This window comes from Halomonas sp. IOP_6 (genome assembly GCF_021151565.1).
GTDB classification, from domain to species: domain Bacteria; phylum Pseudomonadota; class Gammaproteobacteria; order Pseudomonadales; family Halomonadaceae; genus Vreelandella; species Vreelandella alkaliphila.
In genome coordinates this window covers 19,724-37,383 of sequence record NZ_JAIRBO010000007.1, presented here as the reverse complement: position 1 = coordinate 37,383, position 17,660 = coordinate 19,724, and the positions used below count along the sequence as shown (strand labels likewise).

The following is a 17,660-nucleotide window of genomic DNA, read 5'->3' as shown; positions in this document are numbered from 1 at the left end:
TTATGAATGCCCATGTCAGCCCTGCTTGCACAACCTTGTCAAACCTAGCGTCATTAACGAATGGCCCCTCAAGCTCATCGCAGCCATTGCCTTTGCCGGCAGAGCTACGCCGCAGTGTCGCTATCAATAGCCAACTAGGTGAGCAAATTGCCTATCAGCGCCAAGCGGTTCAGCGCATCCTGAATGGTCAAGATAAGCGCTTATTAGTGATTGTCGGCCCCTGTTCCGTCCACGATCCAGAAGCAGCGTTAGAGTATGCCGATCGGTTGGCTGCGCTAAGCGAAGAAGTTAGCGAGCAACTATTACCGGTCATGCGTGTTTACGTAGAAAAGCCGCGCACCACCGTTGGCTGGAAGGGGTTGGCATACGACCCTGGGCTAGATGGTAGTGGTGATATGTCAAAAGGCATCGCTCTCTCTCGTGAGCTTATGCACGCGGTTGCTTCGCGGGGGCTGCCGGTGGCCACAGAGCTTTTACAGCCAATGCTAGCCCCCTACTTAGATGATCTGTTGAGCTGGGTCGCCATTGGTGCTCGTACCACTGAGTCGCAGTTACACCGAGAGCTGGCAAGTGATCTTGCGGCCGCAGTGGGGTTCAAAAATGCGACGAGCGGCGACGTTCAGGTTGCCATTGATGCCATGCAGGCAGCGGCTCATTCCCACCAGCGTTTCGCCATGGATAATGAAGGACGCCCGACCATGCAGGAAACGGCTGGTAACCCCAATACGCATGTGGTGTTACGAGGTGGTCATGGCGAGCCAAACTACCAGGCGCATCATGTGCGAGCAGCGGTGAATACCCTACGAGACGCCGGACAGAACCCTCGCTTAATGGTGGACTGCAGCCACGCCAATGCGCGAAAAGATCACCGACGCCAAAGCGAAGTGCTGCTCGACGTGTTGGCACAGCGCAAGGCAGGCGATGCCAACTTGGTGGCGCTAATGCTCGAAAGTCACCTGTTTGAAGGTAAGCAAGCGCTGTCGCCTAACGCGATGCGCTACGGCGTATCGGTGACCGATGCCTGTGTGAGTTGGGAAACCACGGAACGATTGCTAAAAACCGCTGCTGAGCGAATGAGTTAACCCAGTCATCTTCCAGCAGCTGGATAATCTCTTGTTTGCCCTGGCCAGCCCCGTATCATAAGAGACTACTTTTTATGATGAGGTTGGCCATGGTTTTCACCCTTGAGCAGCATAATCCCAGTAGTTACCAGCGCAAGGCACGAATGATCAGTATTGCCATGGCAGGGCAATTAATTGTCTTCGGGTTACTGTTCTCGATGCTGTTAACTTCCGCTTTTGGCAGCACCTTATGGCTCAATGGGCTGGGGGTCTTCCTTGGCTTGTTGGCCACCAGCGTACTGTTTGCGGTGCTTAAGGATCGCCCATGGATGGCTGAAATGCGCTATGTATGGCAGCTCAAACACCACCTTTCTCAGATTAGTGGCTACCTACAGCCACTGCGCCGCGGCGTGGAGGAAGATAATCGTGTAGCGCTGGATATTGTGACATTTTACCATCAAGGCATGACGCAGCTCGCTGAACTTAACGGCCGTACTACCGATGATGATTCTGAACGCCTAGCTGAAAAAATGCAGATAAAGTTAAAGCGCGAAGAGCTGGGGCTGCCAGCCCAGGTTGACAGTTTTGACCCGCAGGACTTAAAAGCATTTAAGCGTCGCTAACTGAAGTGAAATTTATTTATTAAGAAGAGCGACGCCGAGCGTTAACTAGACGCCATTGACGGTGCCTATGATGATAAAAGGCATAACATCGATAGCGGTAACGGTAACAACAGTGATGACAACAGGGAGCAGAATGCATGACTTACTCACCTAATCGGTTAACCGGTTTGATTGCGTTAACGGCCACGTTTGCATTGACGGGCTGTGCAAGTACTGGGACAACGCCTGCTAATTCTGCTGCTGGAGTGTCCAAAACAACCGTACACAGCAGCGCACCGCTACTGCCTGCTACGCTATTTCCAGGCAGCGCGGCCCATTTTGACGCTTGGGAGTGTCAGCCCGCAAACCAGAACTTGGTCACCGCGGTGAACGACGATAACCTGCGCCTTTGGTCACTACATGGTGCCTGGCGTTTACCGGAAGCGATTGTGGCAAGCGGTGCGCGCTATCAAGATGGTGAGATCAGCTTCTGGAATCGTGGCGATCAAGCGCAGGTTGAAACACCGCGTGGTCAGTTGCAATGCCAACAGGGGCAGCGCCGAGCCGCAGCAACCCGCGCTGACCATCCTGGCGTGATGTTTCTAGGGCGTGGCAATGAGCCGGGCTGGTCGATTGAGCTAGCTCATGATGCTCCGGTGATGACTTGGACAACGAACTACGGCAGCGAGACGCAAACCATGCCCTATATGGTAAGCGTCATGGACAATGAGGCGGGCAGAGTGGTGATTGAAAATGCCAACGCAGAGGAGTTTTTCCGCGTACGCATTGAATCAGGCGCCTGTTTTGATGACATGAAAGGCCAGCCGTATCCCGCTCGAGTCACGCTGACAATCGGCGGGGAACAGTACAAAGGCTGTGGTCAGGGCATCGCTCCTTAGTTGGTACGGTCTTTTGAGTCCACTGATGTGTCAGCAACGGTAAAGCGAAGGCTCGGCACGCCATTGTGCTTCAATAAAGTCGCTGGCACACAGTGCGGTGTTATCACCGATAGCCCTGGCAGCGAGCCTTGAAAGTATTTCCAGTCTGGGCTCTCGGGAGGTTTCTAGTTGCTCGCTTATGTCGGCAGGGTGCCAAGAACCATCTTTCCACGTTGCCAGGGTAAAACTGAACGGATGAAAGCCTGGAAAGCCAAGGCGAATATCGGTGGCGATTAGCGTTTCCTGGCCATCGATCAACAGCGTGTCATAGCGTAGAAAGGGGCCAGTAAACCATGTCAGCCGTTGGCCAAGTGGGCTGGCTAGCACGCTTTCCTCAAGTACGACGTTGCGCTTTATAGCTTCAAGCGTTGGTGCGTCCTGATTATCAAATACGCTGATCAAACTCTCAAAATAGCGATCTCCGTCAATAACCGTTGCGCGCCACAGTGCAATATTAAACGGCGTTGGTTGAATTAATACCGGCGCTGCCTGTAAGCCAGCGTCCGCTAGTGCTGGGGTTAAGCGTTGTTCAACGCTCCATTTCGCGCCTGCCGCCAGTAGCAAATATATACTGGAGACCGCTAAGCCAACTGTACAAGCTCTGCGCACTTTTTTGGCGGCAATGGCGATGGTTAACGCAACCAGCAGCGGTAGGGTGTAAAAAGGATCGATAATAAACACGATAGGCCACGCTATGGGTGGCATATCCAATGGCCAGAACAGCTGAGTGCCGTAAGTAGTAAATGAATCAAGTACCGGGTGGGTTGTCAGACAGAGAACGAAAAAACACCACCATCTCCCCAGGCTGATATCACGCGCAGGTATGAAACGCTGGCACAGCAGCGCCAATATCGTGGCTAAGCCAGTCAGCACAAATAGGGAGTGGCTAAAACCGCGGTGCTCAGTCACATTAGCCACTGCATCGCCATAATCAAGCATCACGTCTAGATCGGGCAGCGTGCCGAGCAGTGCACCCATCAGTATGGCTTTGCGACCCAGTCGTTTACCTAATATTGCACCACCTATGGCGGCCCCAAGGGCTGCTTGTGTGACTGAATCCACGTAGGTCTCCTTGGGGTGGCCCCGTATTCCAAGTAAGCTAGGTATTATTGTACATGTCGGTGAAGAGGGTTTTTAAATGTCACGAAATCGTCTAGTTAAAGGTCTGGTGGGCAGTCTTCTTGCTGCCTATTCGCTAAGCGCTTTGGCAGCGCCTACGATTGATGTGCACAGCGATCCTAACTGTGGCTGCTGTAGTGCATGGGTCAGCCATCTTGAAGAAGCCGGGTTTACTGTAAACCATCACCGTGACGGCGATCTCCGGTCAGTCAAAGTAGCCAATAACGTTCCTGCAGAACTAGCATCTTGCCACACAGCCATCGTTGATGGTTACGTGATAGAAGGCCATGTACCCGCTGCAGATATTAAGCGGCTGTTAGAAGAGCAGCCAGACGTTATCGGGTTAACAGTGCCAGGTATGCCGCATGGCTCTCCGGGCATGGAAACCGGCCGAGTGGATGATTACGCTGTTCTCAGCTGGACCCGCAACGACAGCACCCCCGCTATCTTTAGCGAATATACCCAGTAATGATGGAGGGAGAATGACATGCAGTTTTTGCACACCATGGTAAGGGTAAGCGACTTAGATGCATCGCTGAATTTTTACTGCGATCTTTTAGGGTTGAAAGAAGTGCGTCGCAAAGAAAATGAAAAGGGCCGTTTTACGCTGGTCTTTCTCGCCGCGCCGGAAGATGAAGCGCGCTCCGAACGCTTAGCGGCACCAGAGCTTGAGTTAACCTATAACTGGGATCCAGAAGAGCTCACCGGCGGGCGCAACTTCGGGCATTTGGCCTATCGCGTTGACGATATTTACGCGCTATGCAAAAAGCTTCAAGATAACGGCGTTACCATTAACCGCCCGCCGCGGGATGGGCATATGGCGTTCGTGAAGTCGCCTGACGGTATTTCTGTCGAGCTACTGCAAAAAGGCGATGCGTTGCCCTCTCAGGAGCCATGGGCGTCAATGGAAAACAGCGGAAGCTGGTAATTTGTCAATAAGGAGCATGAGGCAGTGACGGTCAAATTTGGAGCAATGCTAGCCGGTGTCGCTACCGCGCTATTAATCAGTGCCTGTAGCAGTACACCAGAGCAAGAGAGCACGGCAGCGCCGGAAAGCGCGTCGCTGTCAGGCGCGATAGTCGATCAGCGTTGGAATTTACTGCTAGTAGGTACCGATGAACGGGTATCGTTACCCAATACGCCATTCTTTCAAATTGGACGCGACGGCAGCGTGAGCGGTTCGGATGGTTGTAACCGATTTACCGGCAGTGTGGAGTTGGGTGAAAATCAACGTATCGAGTTTAGCCAGCTCGCCTCGACACGCATGGCTTGCCCCAATATGGAAGACGCCAAGCAGGTAACAGATATGCTCGATACGGCCTATCGCTACCTCATCGACCATGATCGGCTAGTGTTTTTTGGACCAGATAGCCGTGTATTAGGCGGCTGGCGCGAAGCAAACTAAGCCTTCAGTTAGCATCTGATCGCAGTTATCTAGTGCTTAAAAGGCGGGTTGAAGCGGGCAATAAAGCGCGCATCAATCCGCTTTTTCCATTCCCATACCCAGCGGCCTGAGAAACCGATGGCACCTCTACTGGCAATCGCATGGCCGTCGCCAGTGCCAATTAGAGCCAGGACACGTTTTGGTGGCTTCCAGTCGGCCAGCGGTTCATTGTGACAGGCGGCGCGCAGGTTCTCCGCCAGCACTGGCCCCTGGCGCACGGCGTAAACTCCGGCCTTGGGTAGTGGAGAAGAGAGCAGTGGAGAAGAGGACCGTGGAGAGGAGTGCCGTGGTTGATTGAACGCTGCACAGTCACCCGCGGCAAAAAGCCCCGGCTGGCCCGCTACCTCAAGTGTCTTATTCACCTGGATGAATCCCCGCTTCTCCAGCGGCAGTGGGGTGTCTTGCAGCCAAGGTTGGCCAACGGCACCGGTAGCCCACAGCACGATATCCGCGTCAATCAGTTCGCCTTTAGAGGTGTGGACGCCACCAGCTATTAGCGCCTGGCCGCGTTCACCGTGCAGCACCGTAACGCCAGCCCGGCGCAGAGCACGTTGGGTTAACCAACGAGGTAGCCAACCCGCGCCGGGTAACAGTGTTGTTGATGCGCTGACAAGCGCGCCCTGCCAAGTAATGTCTGAACGTTGTTGACGAAGCTGCGCCAACACACTCATTAAGGTCTCACAGCCTGCCGCGCCACCGCCTACGCTTACTACCCGCTGTGTAGACCCCTGAGGGCACTGGTCGACTTTCTCTCTCAGCGCTTGCCAGCGGTGGTGCAGTGAACTGAGCGGTCGCATCGCCAACAAATAGGGGTTTTGTTTGCCATGTTTTTCGAGAAATGGCTGTTCAGGCAACCTTACCGTGGAGCCCACGTTAAATGAGGCTACATCGAAATGGATCGCCTCGCCGTTCGCTAGCGCTAGCTGGCGCTTAGTGGGATCGAGAGCCACTGCAGGCGAAGTGATTAAGCGAGCGCCTGCCCGTTGAGAGAGCGCCGCTACATCAATTTGTGTTTCGCGTAGCGTGCATTCTCCTGCCAGCCACGCTGGTACGCTGCCAGAATAGGCTGACAGCGCACTGTCGCTAACCACGGTGATAGCGATTGACGGATCTGGGTGCTGAGCAAAGGCTTCCAGCACGAAGGCATGGGCATGGCCCGCGCCAATCAGCACGAGATTTTTCATGGGGAGATCATTTTTCCGTACCACGCCGCCAGCGGAAATAACGCTCCAATAGGGTGAGAATACGCTCGGGCTTGTGGGCATTTTTCCACACGCCAGCGGTGGCCTTGGCAGCTTCGCCAAGGGTGGGATAGGGATGAATGGTGCCCAATAGCTTGTTAAGCCCCAGGCCATGCTTCATGGCGATGGTGAACTCTCCTAACCATTCTCCGGCGTTTTCAGCCACGATGGTCGCGCCAAGGATTTTGTCTTTACCGGGCACGGTAAGCACCTTGATAAATCCTTCAGTCGCGCCTTCGGCAATGGCGCGGTCGCTTTCACTCATGGCATAGCGGGTGACTTCAAACGCCACGCCCTTAGCGATGGCCTCTTTTTCGTTGAGCCCGACCCGCGCTACTTCCGGCTGAATATAGGTGACAGCAGGCATAAAGCGATAATCTACAGCGAAGCTTTTTAATTCACCAAACAGAGCATTAACGGCTGCGTGCCACGCCTGATGGGCAGCGGCATGCGTGAGTTGGTAGGGGCCTGCTAGGTCGCCGCAGGCCCAAATGTTGGGCAGCCGAGTTTGCAGACGCTCGTTGAGTTCCAGCGTGCCAGCGTTGGTAGTAGTGATTCCCAGCGCTTCCAGCCCCAATCCTTCAACATTGGCTTGGCGGCCAACGCTGACAAGCAAATAATCAAATTCGATGGTGATGAGCTGGCCATTGTGCTCTACCACCAGTTGATGTCCGGGGCCATCTTGGCTTACTTCCAAGGCGTTAGCGCCGGTCATTACGTTAACGCCTTCCTGGGTGAGCGTGCGCGCCACGTGTTCGCCTACGTCTTGGTCTTCTCGGCCTAGCAACTGTGGAATACCTTCCACCAAGGTGACCTGACTGCCCAAGCGGGCAAAACTCTGGCTGAGCTCGCAGCCAATTGCCCCGCCGCCGAGTACGACCAAGCGTTTAGGCAGTTCCGTGAGTGACCACAGGTTTTCTGAGGTGAGCAGTGGTGCATGCTCGATGCCAGGAAGCGATGGCACGCGGGGTCGTGCGCCAGTGGCTAGCACAATATGGCGGGCGGTCAGGGTTTTATCACCGACCTTAACTTCCCAAGGAGATGTCAGGGTGGCGTGTTCCTGATACACCTCAACGCCCAGTTTGGTGTAACGCTCGACACTATCGTGGGGTTCAATATCAGTAATGGCTTGATGTACGTGCTTCATCACCTTGGCAAAATCAATCTCCGGCTCGCCAGCGTTAACGCCAAAGCGGTGTGCTGTACGCATGTCGTGAGCAGCACGGGCGGCACGAATTAGCGCCTTTGAAGGTACACAACCGGTATTCAGGCAGTCACCGCCCATTTTATGCTTTTCTACCAACGCTACTTTAGCTTTTACGGCGCTGCCGATGTAGCTAGTGACCAGACCCGCCGAGCCGCCGCCGATGACCACAATGTCGTAATCGAACCGGGATGGGCGCTTAAAACCACGATAGGCATTGCGCTTTTGCACCTGTAGCGCAATACGGCGAGCTATCCAAGGGAATACGGCCAGCAGCGCAAACGAGGCCAAAAGCCCAGGAGAAATAATCCCGCCCAGGCTTTCAAGTTCCCCCAATTGGCCGCCCGCATTCACGTAAACCACCGTGCCGGGCAGCATGCCTAGCTGGCTTACCCAATAAAAGGTGACTGTTTTAAGCCGCGTTAAGCCCATCACCAGATTGATCATAAAGAAAGGGAATATCGGCACTAAGCGAAGGGTGAAGAGATAAAACGCACCATCTTTATCAACGCCACGATTCACCGTATCGAACTGGCGCGGAAAACGCTTTTCAATCGGCTGTCGAAACAGGAACCGCGAGAGTAAAAAGGCTAGCGTTGCGCCGATGGTGCTGGCAAAGGAGATAATTAACAGCCCCCAACCGAGACCAAACAGTGCACCACCCAGCAGTGTGAGGAGTGTCGCGCCGGGTAGCGATAGTGTCGTCATGACCACATACACCGCAAAGAAAATGCCCGCAACCTGCCAAGGGGATTGCTGAAATGCAGCCTGGAAATCGCTGCGATAGGTTTGCAGGGTTTCCAAGGTGAAAAACGTATGGGCACCGCTCACGTAAAAGCCAAACACGGCCAGTAGCAGCAGGGTGATAATCAGCAGGCGCTGGCGGTTCATGGCAGGCTCCGTTGGGGCAAGGTGGTGTTAGAAGCAGAACATTCGTTCAGTAACAGTGGCGTAAAGAGCGGAATCCTTACAGGCTGTTTGCGTGCTTCAGCGTTTGTTGCCAGCGCTGCCAGTCTTCTGGGCGGTCAATATCCCACATGGTGTCGGGAAAGATGGCGTCTAATGTCAGTGCAGCAAGCCGCTGACGAGTGACTTGGAGCACTTGCTCGGTACCCCAAGGAATGCCCTCAAAGAGGCTAGGATGATCGTCATGAGTGCCGATCAACCCATAGCCGCCATCTTCGGCAGGTAAAATCACCACGGGCACGTTTTTAAGCGCTGCACTGCACTGCCTAAGCATGGCAACGGTGATGCTCGGGCAATCAGTGCCCATCACCATCGACGGACCTTGTGTGCTATTCAGTGCATGCCGGACGCGCATTCCCACATCGCCCTGCCGTTGAATGGCGAGCGAAATGCCATAGTGAGCCTGCAGCTCCACAAACAACGGATGCTGATGCTCTAAGGAGGTCCATAGCGTGACGTGTTGCGATCCCAGTGCTTGGCAGGCGGTGGCAACGCAGTGACGAACCATGGTGGCATGGGCTTGCGCCGCACCTTCTGGCCCTAGGCAAGGAATTAAGCGCGTTTTCGCCTGCCCCGGCAGTGGCGCTTTGGCCAGTAGATGTAGATGGGGCTGCACGGCTGACTTAGCGGGCATTGCGATACTCCTTGGCCAGTTGGGTGGCGCTGACGCCGCGCCAGTAGCGGTAACGTAGTCGCCACATCAGGCAAATCGTTTTCCAGGCGCCGAACTGATCCCAGCGCCTGCCTGAGCTTATCACTTTGCTACGTAGGCAGGCGGGGCGAGAAACTGCCTTTAGCCGCTTGCTTAGCTCAATATCTTCCATTAACGGTTGTTCGGGAAAGCCGCCGACCGCTTCAAAAGTAGCGCGGCGAAGGAACATGCCTTGGTCGCCAGTGGCGATGCCGCTCAGCCGCGAGCGTAGATTCATCAGCAAGCTAACGAGCGGCAACCAGCGGCTTTTTCCCTCAAGGTGAATATCAAACCGCCCCCAGCAATTCGTGTTCAGCGCTTGGCAGATCAGCTTGTTTGCCTCTTCGGGAAGCCGAGTGTCAGCATGTAAAAATAGCAGCGCTGCTGAGCGCGCGTGTGCTGCGCCCAGGTTCATCTGCTGTGCCCGACCAGGGGCGCTCGTCAGTAGCGTATCCGCTAGCGGAGTGGCTAACGCCACGCTGTCATCGGTACTGCCTCCATCGACCACAATGATTTCTGTGCCGGTCTCTCGCAGTGGCTGCAGCGCGGCTAGCGCCTCTGTAATCCCTGCAGACTCATTCAGCACTGGTATCACAATGCTAAGCATAGGCGATTCCACGCCAGGGTTAACCAAGGGCAATGATTGGCCCTCCGGCAGCATTGGCATCGGCTTCATCATGGGTAACCAGCAGGGTGGGTAAGCCCGCTTCGCGAAGCTGGCCGAACACTAGCGTACGCATTTCCTGGCGCAGTGTGGTGTCCAGCTTGGAGAACGGCTCATCCAGCAGCACCGCGCGGGGCTGTGAAAGCAGCAGACGCATCAGCGCCACCCTAGCTTGCTGGCCGCCGGAAAGGGTCGCCGGATCGCGGTTTTCAAAGCCCGTCAGCCCCACCTGTTCCAGCGCTTGGGCGACCTGCTGGCGTTTGTCGTTGGCATGGTGTGGCAGGCCAAAGCGACAATTCCCCGCCACGCTTAAATGGGGAAATAGCATCGGATCCTGAAACAGCAGGCCAATGCCACGCTGTTCGGCGGGCAGGGTATCCAGGCGTTTATCGCCCAGATAGAGTTCACCTTGAGCCTGAAAGGCCGGCGACAAAAAGCCCGCCAAATAGGCCAGCAAGGTAGACTTGCCTGAGCCTGAAGGGCCCATCACGGTTAATACTTCGCCAGGCGCTATGTCACGGTGCATTGCCAGCAGTGTTTCGCCTGCCAGCGTGATCGTCATCTGTTTGATGTGCAGCGGTTGAAGGTTTGGGGTCATGCAACTCCTCGCATTTGGCGGCGTTTTGCCCATACAAGGCGGGGAATCATGAGTGCCAGACTAAAGCCAATAAACGGCAGTAGCGCCTGCAACAGCGCCAATACCGCCACTAGCCTGCGATTGCCGCCAGATGCCATGGCAACAGCTTCGGTAGTGATGGTGGGGATGCGACCACCCCCTAGCAGCAGTGTTGGCAAATACTGGCCAATACTGACGGCTAAGCTGACTGCGCAGGCGGTGAGTAGCGGGGCCAATAACAGTGGCAGCCGTACCTGCCAGAAAGCGCGCCAGGGGGGCACACCCAGCGATAGTGCCACCTGAAACCAGCGTGGATCCAGCCGCCGGTAGGCTTCTGACAGCGATAAATAGAGATATGGCACTACAAACAGCAGGTGACCGGCTACGACTAACGCGTGCTGAGGTCGAATGGCAACGCTTTCAGCGGCCACCACTAAGCCAAACAGAAAGGCCACTTGCGGCACAATGAGCGGTAAATAAAGTAGCCATTGAGCACGCCATGCGGGCAAGTGGCAGCGCGCTGCATGCTCCAATGTTGCCACGACCAGTACCGCGGCGATTAGCGTCGCGGTTAGCCCCACACTCAGCGTATTGATCAGCGGTGTTGCCACGCTGGGCAGAATGCGCTGCCAATGATCCAGTGTGAATGTACCCGGTAGCGTATCCGGAAAGCGCCAAAAGCCCGCTACTGAAAACAGTGCCAACCCGGCCAGCGCACTGACCGCTAGCAAAGTGACAGCTAGCAGCAAAGCACGGCCGCCAAACGCAATCGCCGTTGCCCCTGATGCCCGCGAGCCGTTGGCCAACCAGCGTTGGCAGAGACGTTTGATTCCTTGTTCGCCAAGCCACCAAGTCAGTAGTGCCGCCAGGGTAACGCCGAACTGCAGCACAGCACCGGCAGACGCCATAAAGCGACGGTTTAAATCGGGGTCATTAAACCAAGTGAGCACCGAAATGCTCAACGTGGGTGGCAGGGTGGGGCCAAGAATCAACGCCATATCCACCACCGAAGTGGCGTAGGCAATTACGGCATAAACCGGCAAGCGAATCAGTGGGTAAAGTGCAGGGAAAACGCATTTCAGCCAGGCAATGCCGGGCGCGTAGCCCAGCGAGCGCGCCAGGGTGACTCGTTGTTCAGGACGCAGCTGGGGTAGCGCAGCTAAACTCATCAATAGCAAAAAGGGCACTTCTTTGAGTATCAAACCCGCCATTAGCGCCAGCCCTAACGGGTCGTTGATGATCAGCAGATCAGGTGGGCGCTCCCACCCAGTGAGCCCAGGAGACGCCCAGCGCACCAGCAACCCGGAGGGCGCAATCAAAAAAGCTAAGCCAAAGGCCACGGCTGCATGGGGAATGGCCAGTAGCGGTGAGACCAGTCGCCGAATGGCACGGTCAATCCAGGTGCCTTGGCTAGCCGCCAGAAACAGCACCACAATGAACAGTGCCACCAAGGCGGTGATCAGACCGCTAAAATAGCTCAGCAGTACGGAGCGGTGGAGACCAGCGTGCGCCCATAGGGCTTGCCATGCTTCCAGATGAAATGTGTTCTCCCCGAGCACCGGTAAATAGCCAAAGGCAGGCAACAACACCATGCCAAGCCCCGCACTTACTGGAATAACCAAAAGTGCAATAAGCAGTATAGGGGCTAGCCGCAGGATCAATTAATTAACGCCATAACGCTGAAGCCACGCATCCTGTAGCGCCGTCATCCAGCTGGGATGAGGTTCGGCTAGGGTATTGGAAAGGGCATCGGCAGGCAGCGCAGATGGATGGCTTTCCCCTTGTTCGAAGAGTGCCTTGTCGTTTTCATCTAACCGACTGACTGCCAATACGGTGCGATCGCCCCACATATTAAGCGACTGCTTTTGGGCTTGAGCTTCAGGTGAGAGCAGGAAGTTGGCCAGCGCCATCGCGCCTGCTTTATGGGGAGAATTATAGGGAATAGCGACAAAGTGAACGTTTCCTAGGGTGCCGTCTTCCAGCACGTAGCTGCGCACACTCTCGGGAAGTTCATACTCCATCACCGCGACAGCGGCATCTGTCGGGTAGAAGGAGAAGGCTAAACTGAGCTCGCCATCGCTCATCAATGCGCGCAGGTTAGGGCCTGATTCCGGGAAACTGCGGCCGCTGCGCCATAGGTGTGGGTGTAACTCATCTAGATAATCCCACAATGGCGCGGTGATCTCCGCAAACTCCGCTTCAACCACTGGTGCGTAAAGGGCGTCATTTTGATTAGATAATTCAATTAACGCCTGTTTTAAAAAGGTGCTGCCGGTGAAATCGGGAATACGTGGATAGCTGAACTGGCCAGGGTTGTCTTTGGCCCACTCCAGCAGATCCGCAATACTTTGTGGCGGTGTTTCGGTTTGAGCGCTGTCGTAGTAGAAGGTGATTTGCGCTTTTCCCCAAGGAGACTCATAGCCTTCAGTCGGCAGCGTGAAATCGGTCACCACTTCTGGGTTTTCGTCTGGGTGAGTCAAGGCGAAGTTAGGCAGAGATTCGGCAAAGGGGCCAAATAAGAGGTCCTGGTCGCGCATGGCGGCGAAGTTTTCGCCGTTAATCCAGATCAGGTCGATGCGGCCATCATCCATGTTACCAGCCTGCTTTTCACCCAGTACACGAGCAACGGCGCTACCTGTGTCATCTAACTTTACGTGCTCTACATCGACGCCATACGTGGACTGCATTTGCTCGGACACCCAAGCGATATAGCGGTTGGTGCGACTGTCACCGCCCCAGGCGTTCCAGTAAACGGTTTGACCCTCGGCGGCTTGCAGTACGGCATTCCAATTATTGGGATCTGGGGCAGCCATGGCGGGCAGCGCCAGTGACAACATGACAGTGGCGATAGCGGTCGTTAGGGGGGGGCGTGGTTTCATGGTACACCTTGTAAAATCAGTTGGTTATAGAGATTCTTTTAGGTGGAGAAGTTCATTATGGACATGCTCAATTATCGGCAGTGATAAATAGTGCTCGACCCGGTCGCGGACATGGGCAATGACGTCAGCATCGGTGAGTTCTGCTGACCAATCCTGGCCGCGGTGCTCGGTATCTTTACGTTGCAAATACTGGGCGCGCCACTTGGCACACCATGTTAATGACCACAGCCAAGTGGCACGTCGGCAGGCGACCAGCGTTTCCGCGCTGGGTGATTTACCCGCATGCGCTTGCCAACGCTGATAAAAAGCGACGACCTCTTCCAGAGTAAGCACTGCCTGGCTGTTAACGTCCCAGGTGGTCGAGGTGTAAAGCGAGGTGTGGGCTAAATCGATCCCTGGCAGACCGTAGCGGCACTTCTCTAAGTCCACCAGCATCGCGCTACCATCTGCAGTGATCAGAAAATTTCCAGGGTGGGTATCAAAGCTGATCAAGCAGCGCTCGGCATCGGGCAGCGTGGTGGGCAGTGCCTCTAGCTCATCGCGAACACGGGCAATGACATTGGGCGCCAAGTCGGCTTTTTCCAGCCACTCAGCCTGGCGGCTAACTTCCTCACACATGGCCTGCCATGAGTCGGCAGGCGCTAGTAGTGGTTTGGGATGCTCAGGTAGCGGTAAGCGATGTAGGCTTGCTAGGGTCTCTGCGATACGTGGTAAATCGTCCGGCAGCTGCGCTAAACGTCCCTCAATGGCATCGACCAGCAGCCCGCCACGGGGTAAGGCGTCGCTCACAGGTAAGATGCCATGCAAACGGGGCACGTGGCCACTCTCGCTGGCGCGTTCGTAGCACGCAGCTTCATATGCCAAGTTATCGGCCGGGGCCAAGTTCATTTGGCTCTGCTTGGGCAGCCGTGCGACCCAATCATCGCCATCGCGATGCACCCACACATGATCGTGGGCAAGCCCAGTGTCCGCCATCGGTGAAAGCGATTGGTAAGCGATCTCCGCCTGTTGCAGAGTGTTGTCTAATGCCTGCAGTCGAGCCTCAGAGAGTGTGGGCATAGAGCATTCCGTAGTGTGAGAAACGGGGGCTGAGCGTTCAGTGTTGGTACTCAGTGGCAGAATCATGACCAACCTTACACGGTTCGTCATAAAAAACGATGACGATGGGGGCCGCGGCGGTCAGTAGAGAGGTGTATGAACGACAACGGCACCCAATAGGTGCCGTTGAGATACTGCCGTCAGCGCTGACTTACATCGCCGCGATCTTCACTTGTTGCTCTTCCAGCAGCTTTTTGGCAGCTTGGAATTCAGCGAGTTTGCCACGCTCTTTTTCCACCACGGCTTCGGGGGCTTTGGCGATAAAGCCTTCGTTGCCGAGCTTCTTCTCGATGCCGCCGATCAACTTATCCTGCTTGTCAATTTCTTTGGCCAGGCGTTTGAGTTCGGCGTCTTTATCGATTAGATCCGCCATCGGTACCAGCACTTCCATATCGCCCACTAGCTGTGTTGCGCAGAGCGGTGCGTCGTCTGGGTTGGATAGCCAGGTGGCGCTTTCCAACTTGGCCAGCTTGGCGAGGAAGTGGCGATTGCTTTCCAGACGCTGGGCATCTTCCGGCTTGCCTTTGGTGAGCAGTACGTCCAGCGGTTTGCCAGGGGCGATGTTCATCTCGGCGCGGATGTTACGCACCGCGATAATCACGCCTTTTAGCCATTCGATATCGCGAGTGGCCTGTTCGTCGATTTTGCTTTCGTCGGCTTCCGGCCAAGCTTGGAGCATGATCGACGCGCCATCACCGACGAAGGTGCCTGCCAGCGGCGCAACGCGCTGCCAGATCTCTTCTGAGATGTAGGGCATCATCGGGTGGGCGAGGCGCAGAATCACTTCCAGTACGCGCACCAGAGTTCGCCGCGTACCACGTTTGGCTTCCGTACTGGCGCTTTCGTCCCATAAAACAGGCTTGGAAAGCTCCAGGTACCAGTCACAGTACTCGTTCCAGACAAACTCATACAGCGCTTGGGAGGCGTGGTCGAAGCGGTACTCGTCCATCGCTTTGGTGACCTGGGCTTCGGTTTTCTGCAGCTGGGAAATAATCCAGCGGTCGGCCAGTGAAAGCTCAACGTCGCCACCCTCTGTGCCGCAATCTTCACCTTCGGCATTCATTAGCACGTAGCGTGAAGCGTTCCACAGCTTGTTGCAGAAGTTGCGGTAGCCATCCAGGCGGTTCATATCAAACTTGATATCGCGCCCGGTGGTTGCCTGGGAAAGGAACGTAAAGCGCAGGGCATCGGTGCCGTGCGCTTCAATGCCATCTTTAAACTCGTCCTTGGTCGCTTTGGCAATGGCTTTGGCCTGTTTCGGCTGCATCATATTGCCGGTGCGCTTTTCCAGCAGCGCATCCAGGCTGATGCCGTCAATCAGGTCGATGGGATCCAGCACATTGCCCTTGGATTTTGACATTTTCTGACCCTGACCGTCGCGTACCAAACCGTGTACATAAACGGTTTTGAACGGTACTTCGCCAGTGAACTTGAGGGTCATCATGATCATCCGAGCGACCCAGAAGAAGATAATGTCAAAACCGGTCACCAGCACGCTGGAGGGGTGGAAGGTTTCCAGTTCTGGGGTTTTTTCCGGCCAGCCTAGCGTGCCGAACGTCCACAGGCCCGAGCTGAACCAGGTGTCGAGGACGTCTTCGTCTTGGTGCAGTCTGTTAATTCCGAAAGTATCGGTTAACTGTGTTATTCCCTTTTCTGTAACTTTTCCATCAACTAGTAGGTTGTTGTTCTTAAGATAGTTTATGGCTAAAGAGTGACTGCCGCTGGTTTTTGACAATTCCTCTAAATATTTCGCGGTAGCTTCCTCTTCGCTGCGGGCAACGTACACATTGCCTTCCGCGTCGTACCAAGCGGGAATGCGGTGGCCCCACCACAGCTGGCGAGAAATACACCAGTCTTGCAGGTCGCGCATCCAGGCGAAGTACATGTTTTCGTAGTTCTTCGGCACGAACTGGATATCGCCGTTTTCCACCGCTTCAATGGCGGGTTTGGCTAGCGTTTCTACCGCAACGAACCATTGATCAGTGAGCAACGGCTCGATTACATCGCCAGAACGGTCGCCATAGGGCAGGGTGTTGTTGACTGCTTCCACTTGTTCCAAAAGGCCCAGGGCGTCCATATCGGCAACAATCTGCTTACGCGCTTCAAAACGGTCCAACCCTGCGTACTTGGTGGGTAGGCTGGCGTCTTCGTCGGGCTGGGGAGTGCCTTTTAGGTCGAAGATTTCAGCGCGCTCAAGGATGGTGGCATCCTTGGTGAACACATTGATCAACAAGTGGTTCTGGCGCTTGCCGACTTCGTAGTCATTGAAGTCGTGGGCCGGGGTGATCTTCACGCAGCCGGAGCCTTTTTCCATATCGGCGTGTTCATCGGCAACGATAGGAATGCGGCGGCCGACTAGCGGCAATTCGATAAATTTGCCGACCAACGAGGCATAGCGAGCATCGTCTGGGTTAACCGCGACACCCGTATCGCCTAGTAAGGTTTCGGGGCGAGTGGTTGCCACGACCAGATAATCTTTACCATCGGTGGTTTTGACGCCATCGGCTAGTGGGTAGCGGAAGTGCCAGAAGCTGCCCTGCTGATCTTTGTTTTCCACTTCTAGGTCGGAAATGGCGGTGTGCAGGGTAGGGTCCCAGTTCACCAGGCGTTTGCCACGGTAGATCAACTTTTCTTCGTGCAAGCGCACGAACACTTCTTGCACGGCTTTATAGAAGCCGTCATCCATGGTGAAGCGCTCGCGGGACCAATCAACGCTGGCGCCCATGCGGCGCAACTGGCGGGTGATGTGGCCGCCGGACTCCTCTTTCCACTCCCATACCTTGTCGATAAACGCATCGCGGCCCAGGTCGTGGCGAGTTTTGCCTTCTTCCGCGGCAATTTTACGCTCAACCAGCATTTGCGTGGCGATTCCGGCGTGGTCGGTGCCTACCTGCCACAGGGTGTTGTTGCCCTGCATCCGTTTCCAGCGCGTCAGGGTATCCATAATGGTGTCCTGGAACGCGTGGCCCATGTGCAGGCTGCCGGTCACGTTAGGCGGCGGAATCATGATCGAAAACGGCTTACCGCGGCCTGTTGGGGCGAAGCGGTTGTCGGCTTCCCAGCGTTCGTACCAGCGGGTTTCGATCTGTTCGGGTTGGTAGGTCTTTTCCATGGGGAGTCGGCTCACGGCTTGCAAA

The 17,660-nt window shown here is 55.4% G+C and carries 16 protein-coding genes; 6 read left to right on the top strand and 10 right to left on the bottom strand.

The genetic code is table 11. From position 1 onward, the window contains the following. The first annotated feature begins 2 nt into the window (after positions 1–2). The 3 genes from K7H08_RS13610 to K7H08_RS13600 all read left to right on the top strand — a co-directional run bounded on the left by K7H08_RS13610 (position 3) and on the right by K7H08_RS13600 (position 2,562). Positions 3–1,082 (top strand): 3-deoxy-7-phosphoheptulonate synthase, encoded by a 1,080-nt coding sequence (locus K7H08_RS13610; protein ID WP_231658261.1) that lies wholly within the window; start codon positions 3–5, stop codon positions 1,080–1,082. An 89-nt stretch (positions 1,083–1,171) separates the two neighbouring features. Then, a complete protein-coding gene (locus tag K7H08_RS13605) occupies positions 1,172–1,684 on the top strand; it encodes a DUF3087 family protein (protein ID WP_089039212.1) in 513 nt (170 codons plus the stop codon). Between the two features lie 137 nt (positions 1,685–1,821). Further along, the gene (locus K7H08_RS13600; protein WP_193067852.1) at positions 1,822–2,562 is read left to right on the top strand and encodes an MliC family protein; all 741 of its coding nucleotides are present in this window, start codon (positions 1,822–1,824) and stop codon (positions 2,560–2,562) included. A gap of 30 nt (positions 2,563–2,592) precedes the next feature. Here K7H08_RS13600 and K7H08_RS13595 read toward each other — a convergent pair whose 3' ends face one another. Continuing rightward, on the bottom strand, positions 2,593–3,663 hold the full coding sequence (locus tag K7H08_RS13595; RefSeq protein WP_231658260.1) for a metal-dependent hydrolase: 1,071 nt from the start codon (positions 3,661–3,663) through the stop codon (positions 2,593–2,595). Positions 3,664–3,739: 76 nt separating this feature from the next. Between K7H08_RS13595 and K7H08_RS13590 the strand changes: the two genes are divergently transcribed. The 3 genes from K7H08_RS13590 to K7H08_RS13580 are packed head-to-tail and all read left to right on the top strand — an operon-like array spanning position 3,740 to position 5,125. Next, positions 3,740–4,189 carry a DUF411 domain-containing protein gene (locus K7H08_RS13590; RefSeq protein WP_231658259.1) on the top strand — a complete coding sequence of 150 codons (450 nt, stop codon included), beginning with the start codon at positions 3,740–3,742 and terminating at the stop codon, positions 4,187–4,189. 18 nt (positions 4,190–4,207) lie between these two features. After that, positions 4,208–4,648, top strand: a complete 441-nt coding sequence (gloA, locus tag K7H08_RS13585) for a lactoylglutathione lyase (RefSeq protein ID WP_231658258.1) — start codon at positions 4,208–4,210, stop codon at positions 4,646–4,648. Between the two features lie 45 nt (positions 4,649–4,693). Beyond that, complete coding sequence (locus tag K7H08_RS13580; RefSeq protein WP_269438914.1) at positions 4,694–5,125, top strand: META domain-containing protein; 432 nt, start codon at positions 4,694–4,696, stop codon at positions 5,123–5,125. Positions 5,126–5,154: 29 nt separating this feature from the next. Here K7H08_RS13580 and K7H08_RS13575 read toward each other — a convergent pair whose 3' ends face one another. From K7H08_RS13575 to K7H08_RS13535, 9 genes are all read right to left on the bottom strand, one after another. Further along, complete coding sequence (locus K7H08_RS13575) at positions 5,155–6,348, bottom strand: FAD-dependent oxidoreductase (protein ID WP_231658256.1); 1,194 nt, start codon at positions 6,346–6,348, stop codon at positions 5,155–5,157. A 7-nt stretch (positions 6,349–6,355) separates the two neighbouring features. Further along, the gene (locus K7H08_RS13570) at positions 6,356–8,500 is read right to left on the bottom strand and encodes an FAD-dependent oxidoreductase (protein ID WP_231658255.1); all 2,145 of its coding nucleotides are present in this window, start codon (positions 8,498–8,500) and stop codon (positions 6,356–6,358) included. A gap of 76 nt (positions 8,501–8,576) precedes the next feature. Next, on the bottom strand, positions 8,577–9,209 hold the full coding sequence (locus tag K7H08_RS13565) for a TIGR04282 family arsenosugar biosynthesis glycosyltransferase (protein WP_231658254.1): 633 nt from the start codon (positions 9,207–9,209) through the stop codon (positions 8,577–8,579). Continuing rightward, a complete protein-coding gene (locus K7H08_RS13560) occupies positions 9,199–9,873 on the bottom strand; it encodes a TIGR04283 family arsenosugar biosynthesis glycosyltransferase (RefSeq protein WP_231658253.1) in 675 nt (224 codons plus the stop codon). Before K7H08_RS13560 ends, K7H08_RS13565 begins: the two co-directional genes overlap by 11 nt. Positions 9,874–9,892: 19 nt before the next feature. Next, positions 9,893–10,528: an ATP-binding cassette domain-containing protein gene (locus K7H08_RS13555; RefSeq protein ID WP_231658252.1), complete on the bottom strand. Its 636-nt coding sequence runs from the start codon at positions 10,526–10,528 to the stop codon at positions 9,893–9,895. Next, the gene (locus tag K7H08_RS13550) at positions 10,525–12,207 is read right to left on the bottom strand and encodes an ABC transporter permease (RefSeq protein ID WP_231658251.1); all 1,683 of its coding nucleotides are present in this window, start codon (positions 12,205–12,207) and stop codon (positions 10,525–10,527) included. The genes K7H08_RS13555 and K7H08_RS13550 overlap by 4 nt, the downstream gene beginning before the upstream one ends. Continuing rightward, a complete protein-coding gene (locus K7H08_RS13545) occupies positions 12,208–13,425 on the bottom strand; it encodes an ABC transporter substrate-binding protein (RefSeq protein ID WP_231658250.1) in 1,218 nt (405 codons plus the stop codon). A gap of 24 nt (positions 13,426–13,449) precedes the next feature. Next, positions 13,450–14,484 (bottom strand): phosphotransferase family protein, encoded by a 1,035-nt coding sequence (locus tag K7H08_RS13540; RefSeq protein WP_231658249.1) that lies wholly within the window; start codon positions 14,482–14,484, stop codon positions 13,450–13,452. A 190-nt stretch (positions 14,485–14,674) separates the two neighbouring features. Beyond that, complete coding sequence (locus K7H08_RS13535; protein WP_231658248.1) at positions 14,675–17,635, bottom strand: valine--tRNA ligase; 2,961 nt, start codon at positions 17,633–17,635, stop codon at positions 14,675–14,677. Positions 17,636–17,660 lie beyond the last annotated feature (25 nt).

Coding starts and splice junctions, on each gene's coding strand:
- K7H08_RS13610 (WP_231658261.1), top strand. CDS start 3: ATGAATGCCCATGTCAGCCCTGCTTGCACAACCTTGTCAAACCTAGCG.
- K7H08_RS13605 (WP_089039212.1), top strand. CDS start 1,172: ATGGTTTTCACCCTTGAGCAGCATAATCCCAGTAGTTACCAGCGCAAG.
- K7H08_RS13600 (WP_193067852.1), top strand. CDS start 1,822: ATGACTTACTCACCTAATCGGTTAACCGGTTTGATTGCGTTAACGGCC.
- K7H08_RS13590 (WP_231658259.1), top strand. CDS start 3,740: ATGTCACGAAATCGTCTAGTTAAAGGTCTGGTGGGCAGTCTTCTTGCT.
- gloA (WP_231658258.1), top strand. CDS start 4,208: ATGCAGTTTTTGCACACCATGGTAAGGGTAAGCGACTTAGATGCATCG.
- K7H08_RS13580 (WP_269438914.1), top strand. CDS start 4,694: ATGCTAGCCGGTGTCGCTACCGCGCTATTAATCAGTGCCTGTAGCAGT.
- K7H08_RS13575 (WP_231658256.1), bottom strand. CDS start 6,348: ATGAAAAATCTCGTGCTGATTGGCGCGGGCCATGCCCATGCCTTCGTG.
- K7H08_RS13570 (WP_231658255.1), bottom strand. CDS start 8,500: ATGAACCGCCAGCGCCTGCTGATTATCACCCTGCTGCTACTGGCCGTG.
- K7H08_RS13565 (WP_231658254.1), bottom strand. CDS start 9,209: ATGCCCGCTAAGTCAGCCGTGCAGCCCCATCTACATCTACTGGCCAAA.
- K7H08_RS13560 (WP_231658253.1), bottom strand. CDS start 9,873: ATGCTTAGCATTGTGATACCAGTGCTGAATGAGTCTGCAGGGATTACA.
- K7H08_RS13555 (WP_231658252.1), bottom strand. CDS start 10,528: ATGACCCCAAACCTTCAACCGCTGCACATCAAACAGATGACGATCACG.
- K7H08_RS13545 (WP_231658250.1), bottom strand. CDS start 13,425: ATGAAACCACGCCCCCCCCTAACGACCGCTATCGCCACTGTCATGTTG.
- K7H08_RS13540 (WP_231658249.1), bottom strand. CDS start 14,484: ATGCCCACACTCTCTGAGGCTCGACTGCAGGCATTAGACAACACTCTG.
- K7H08_RS13535 (WP_231658248.1), bottom strand. CDS start 17,635: ATGGAAAAGACCTACCAACCCGAACAGATCGAAACCCGCTGGTACGAA.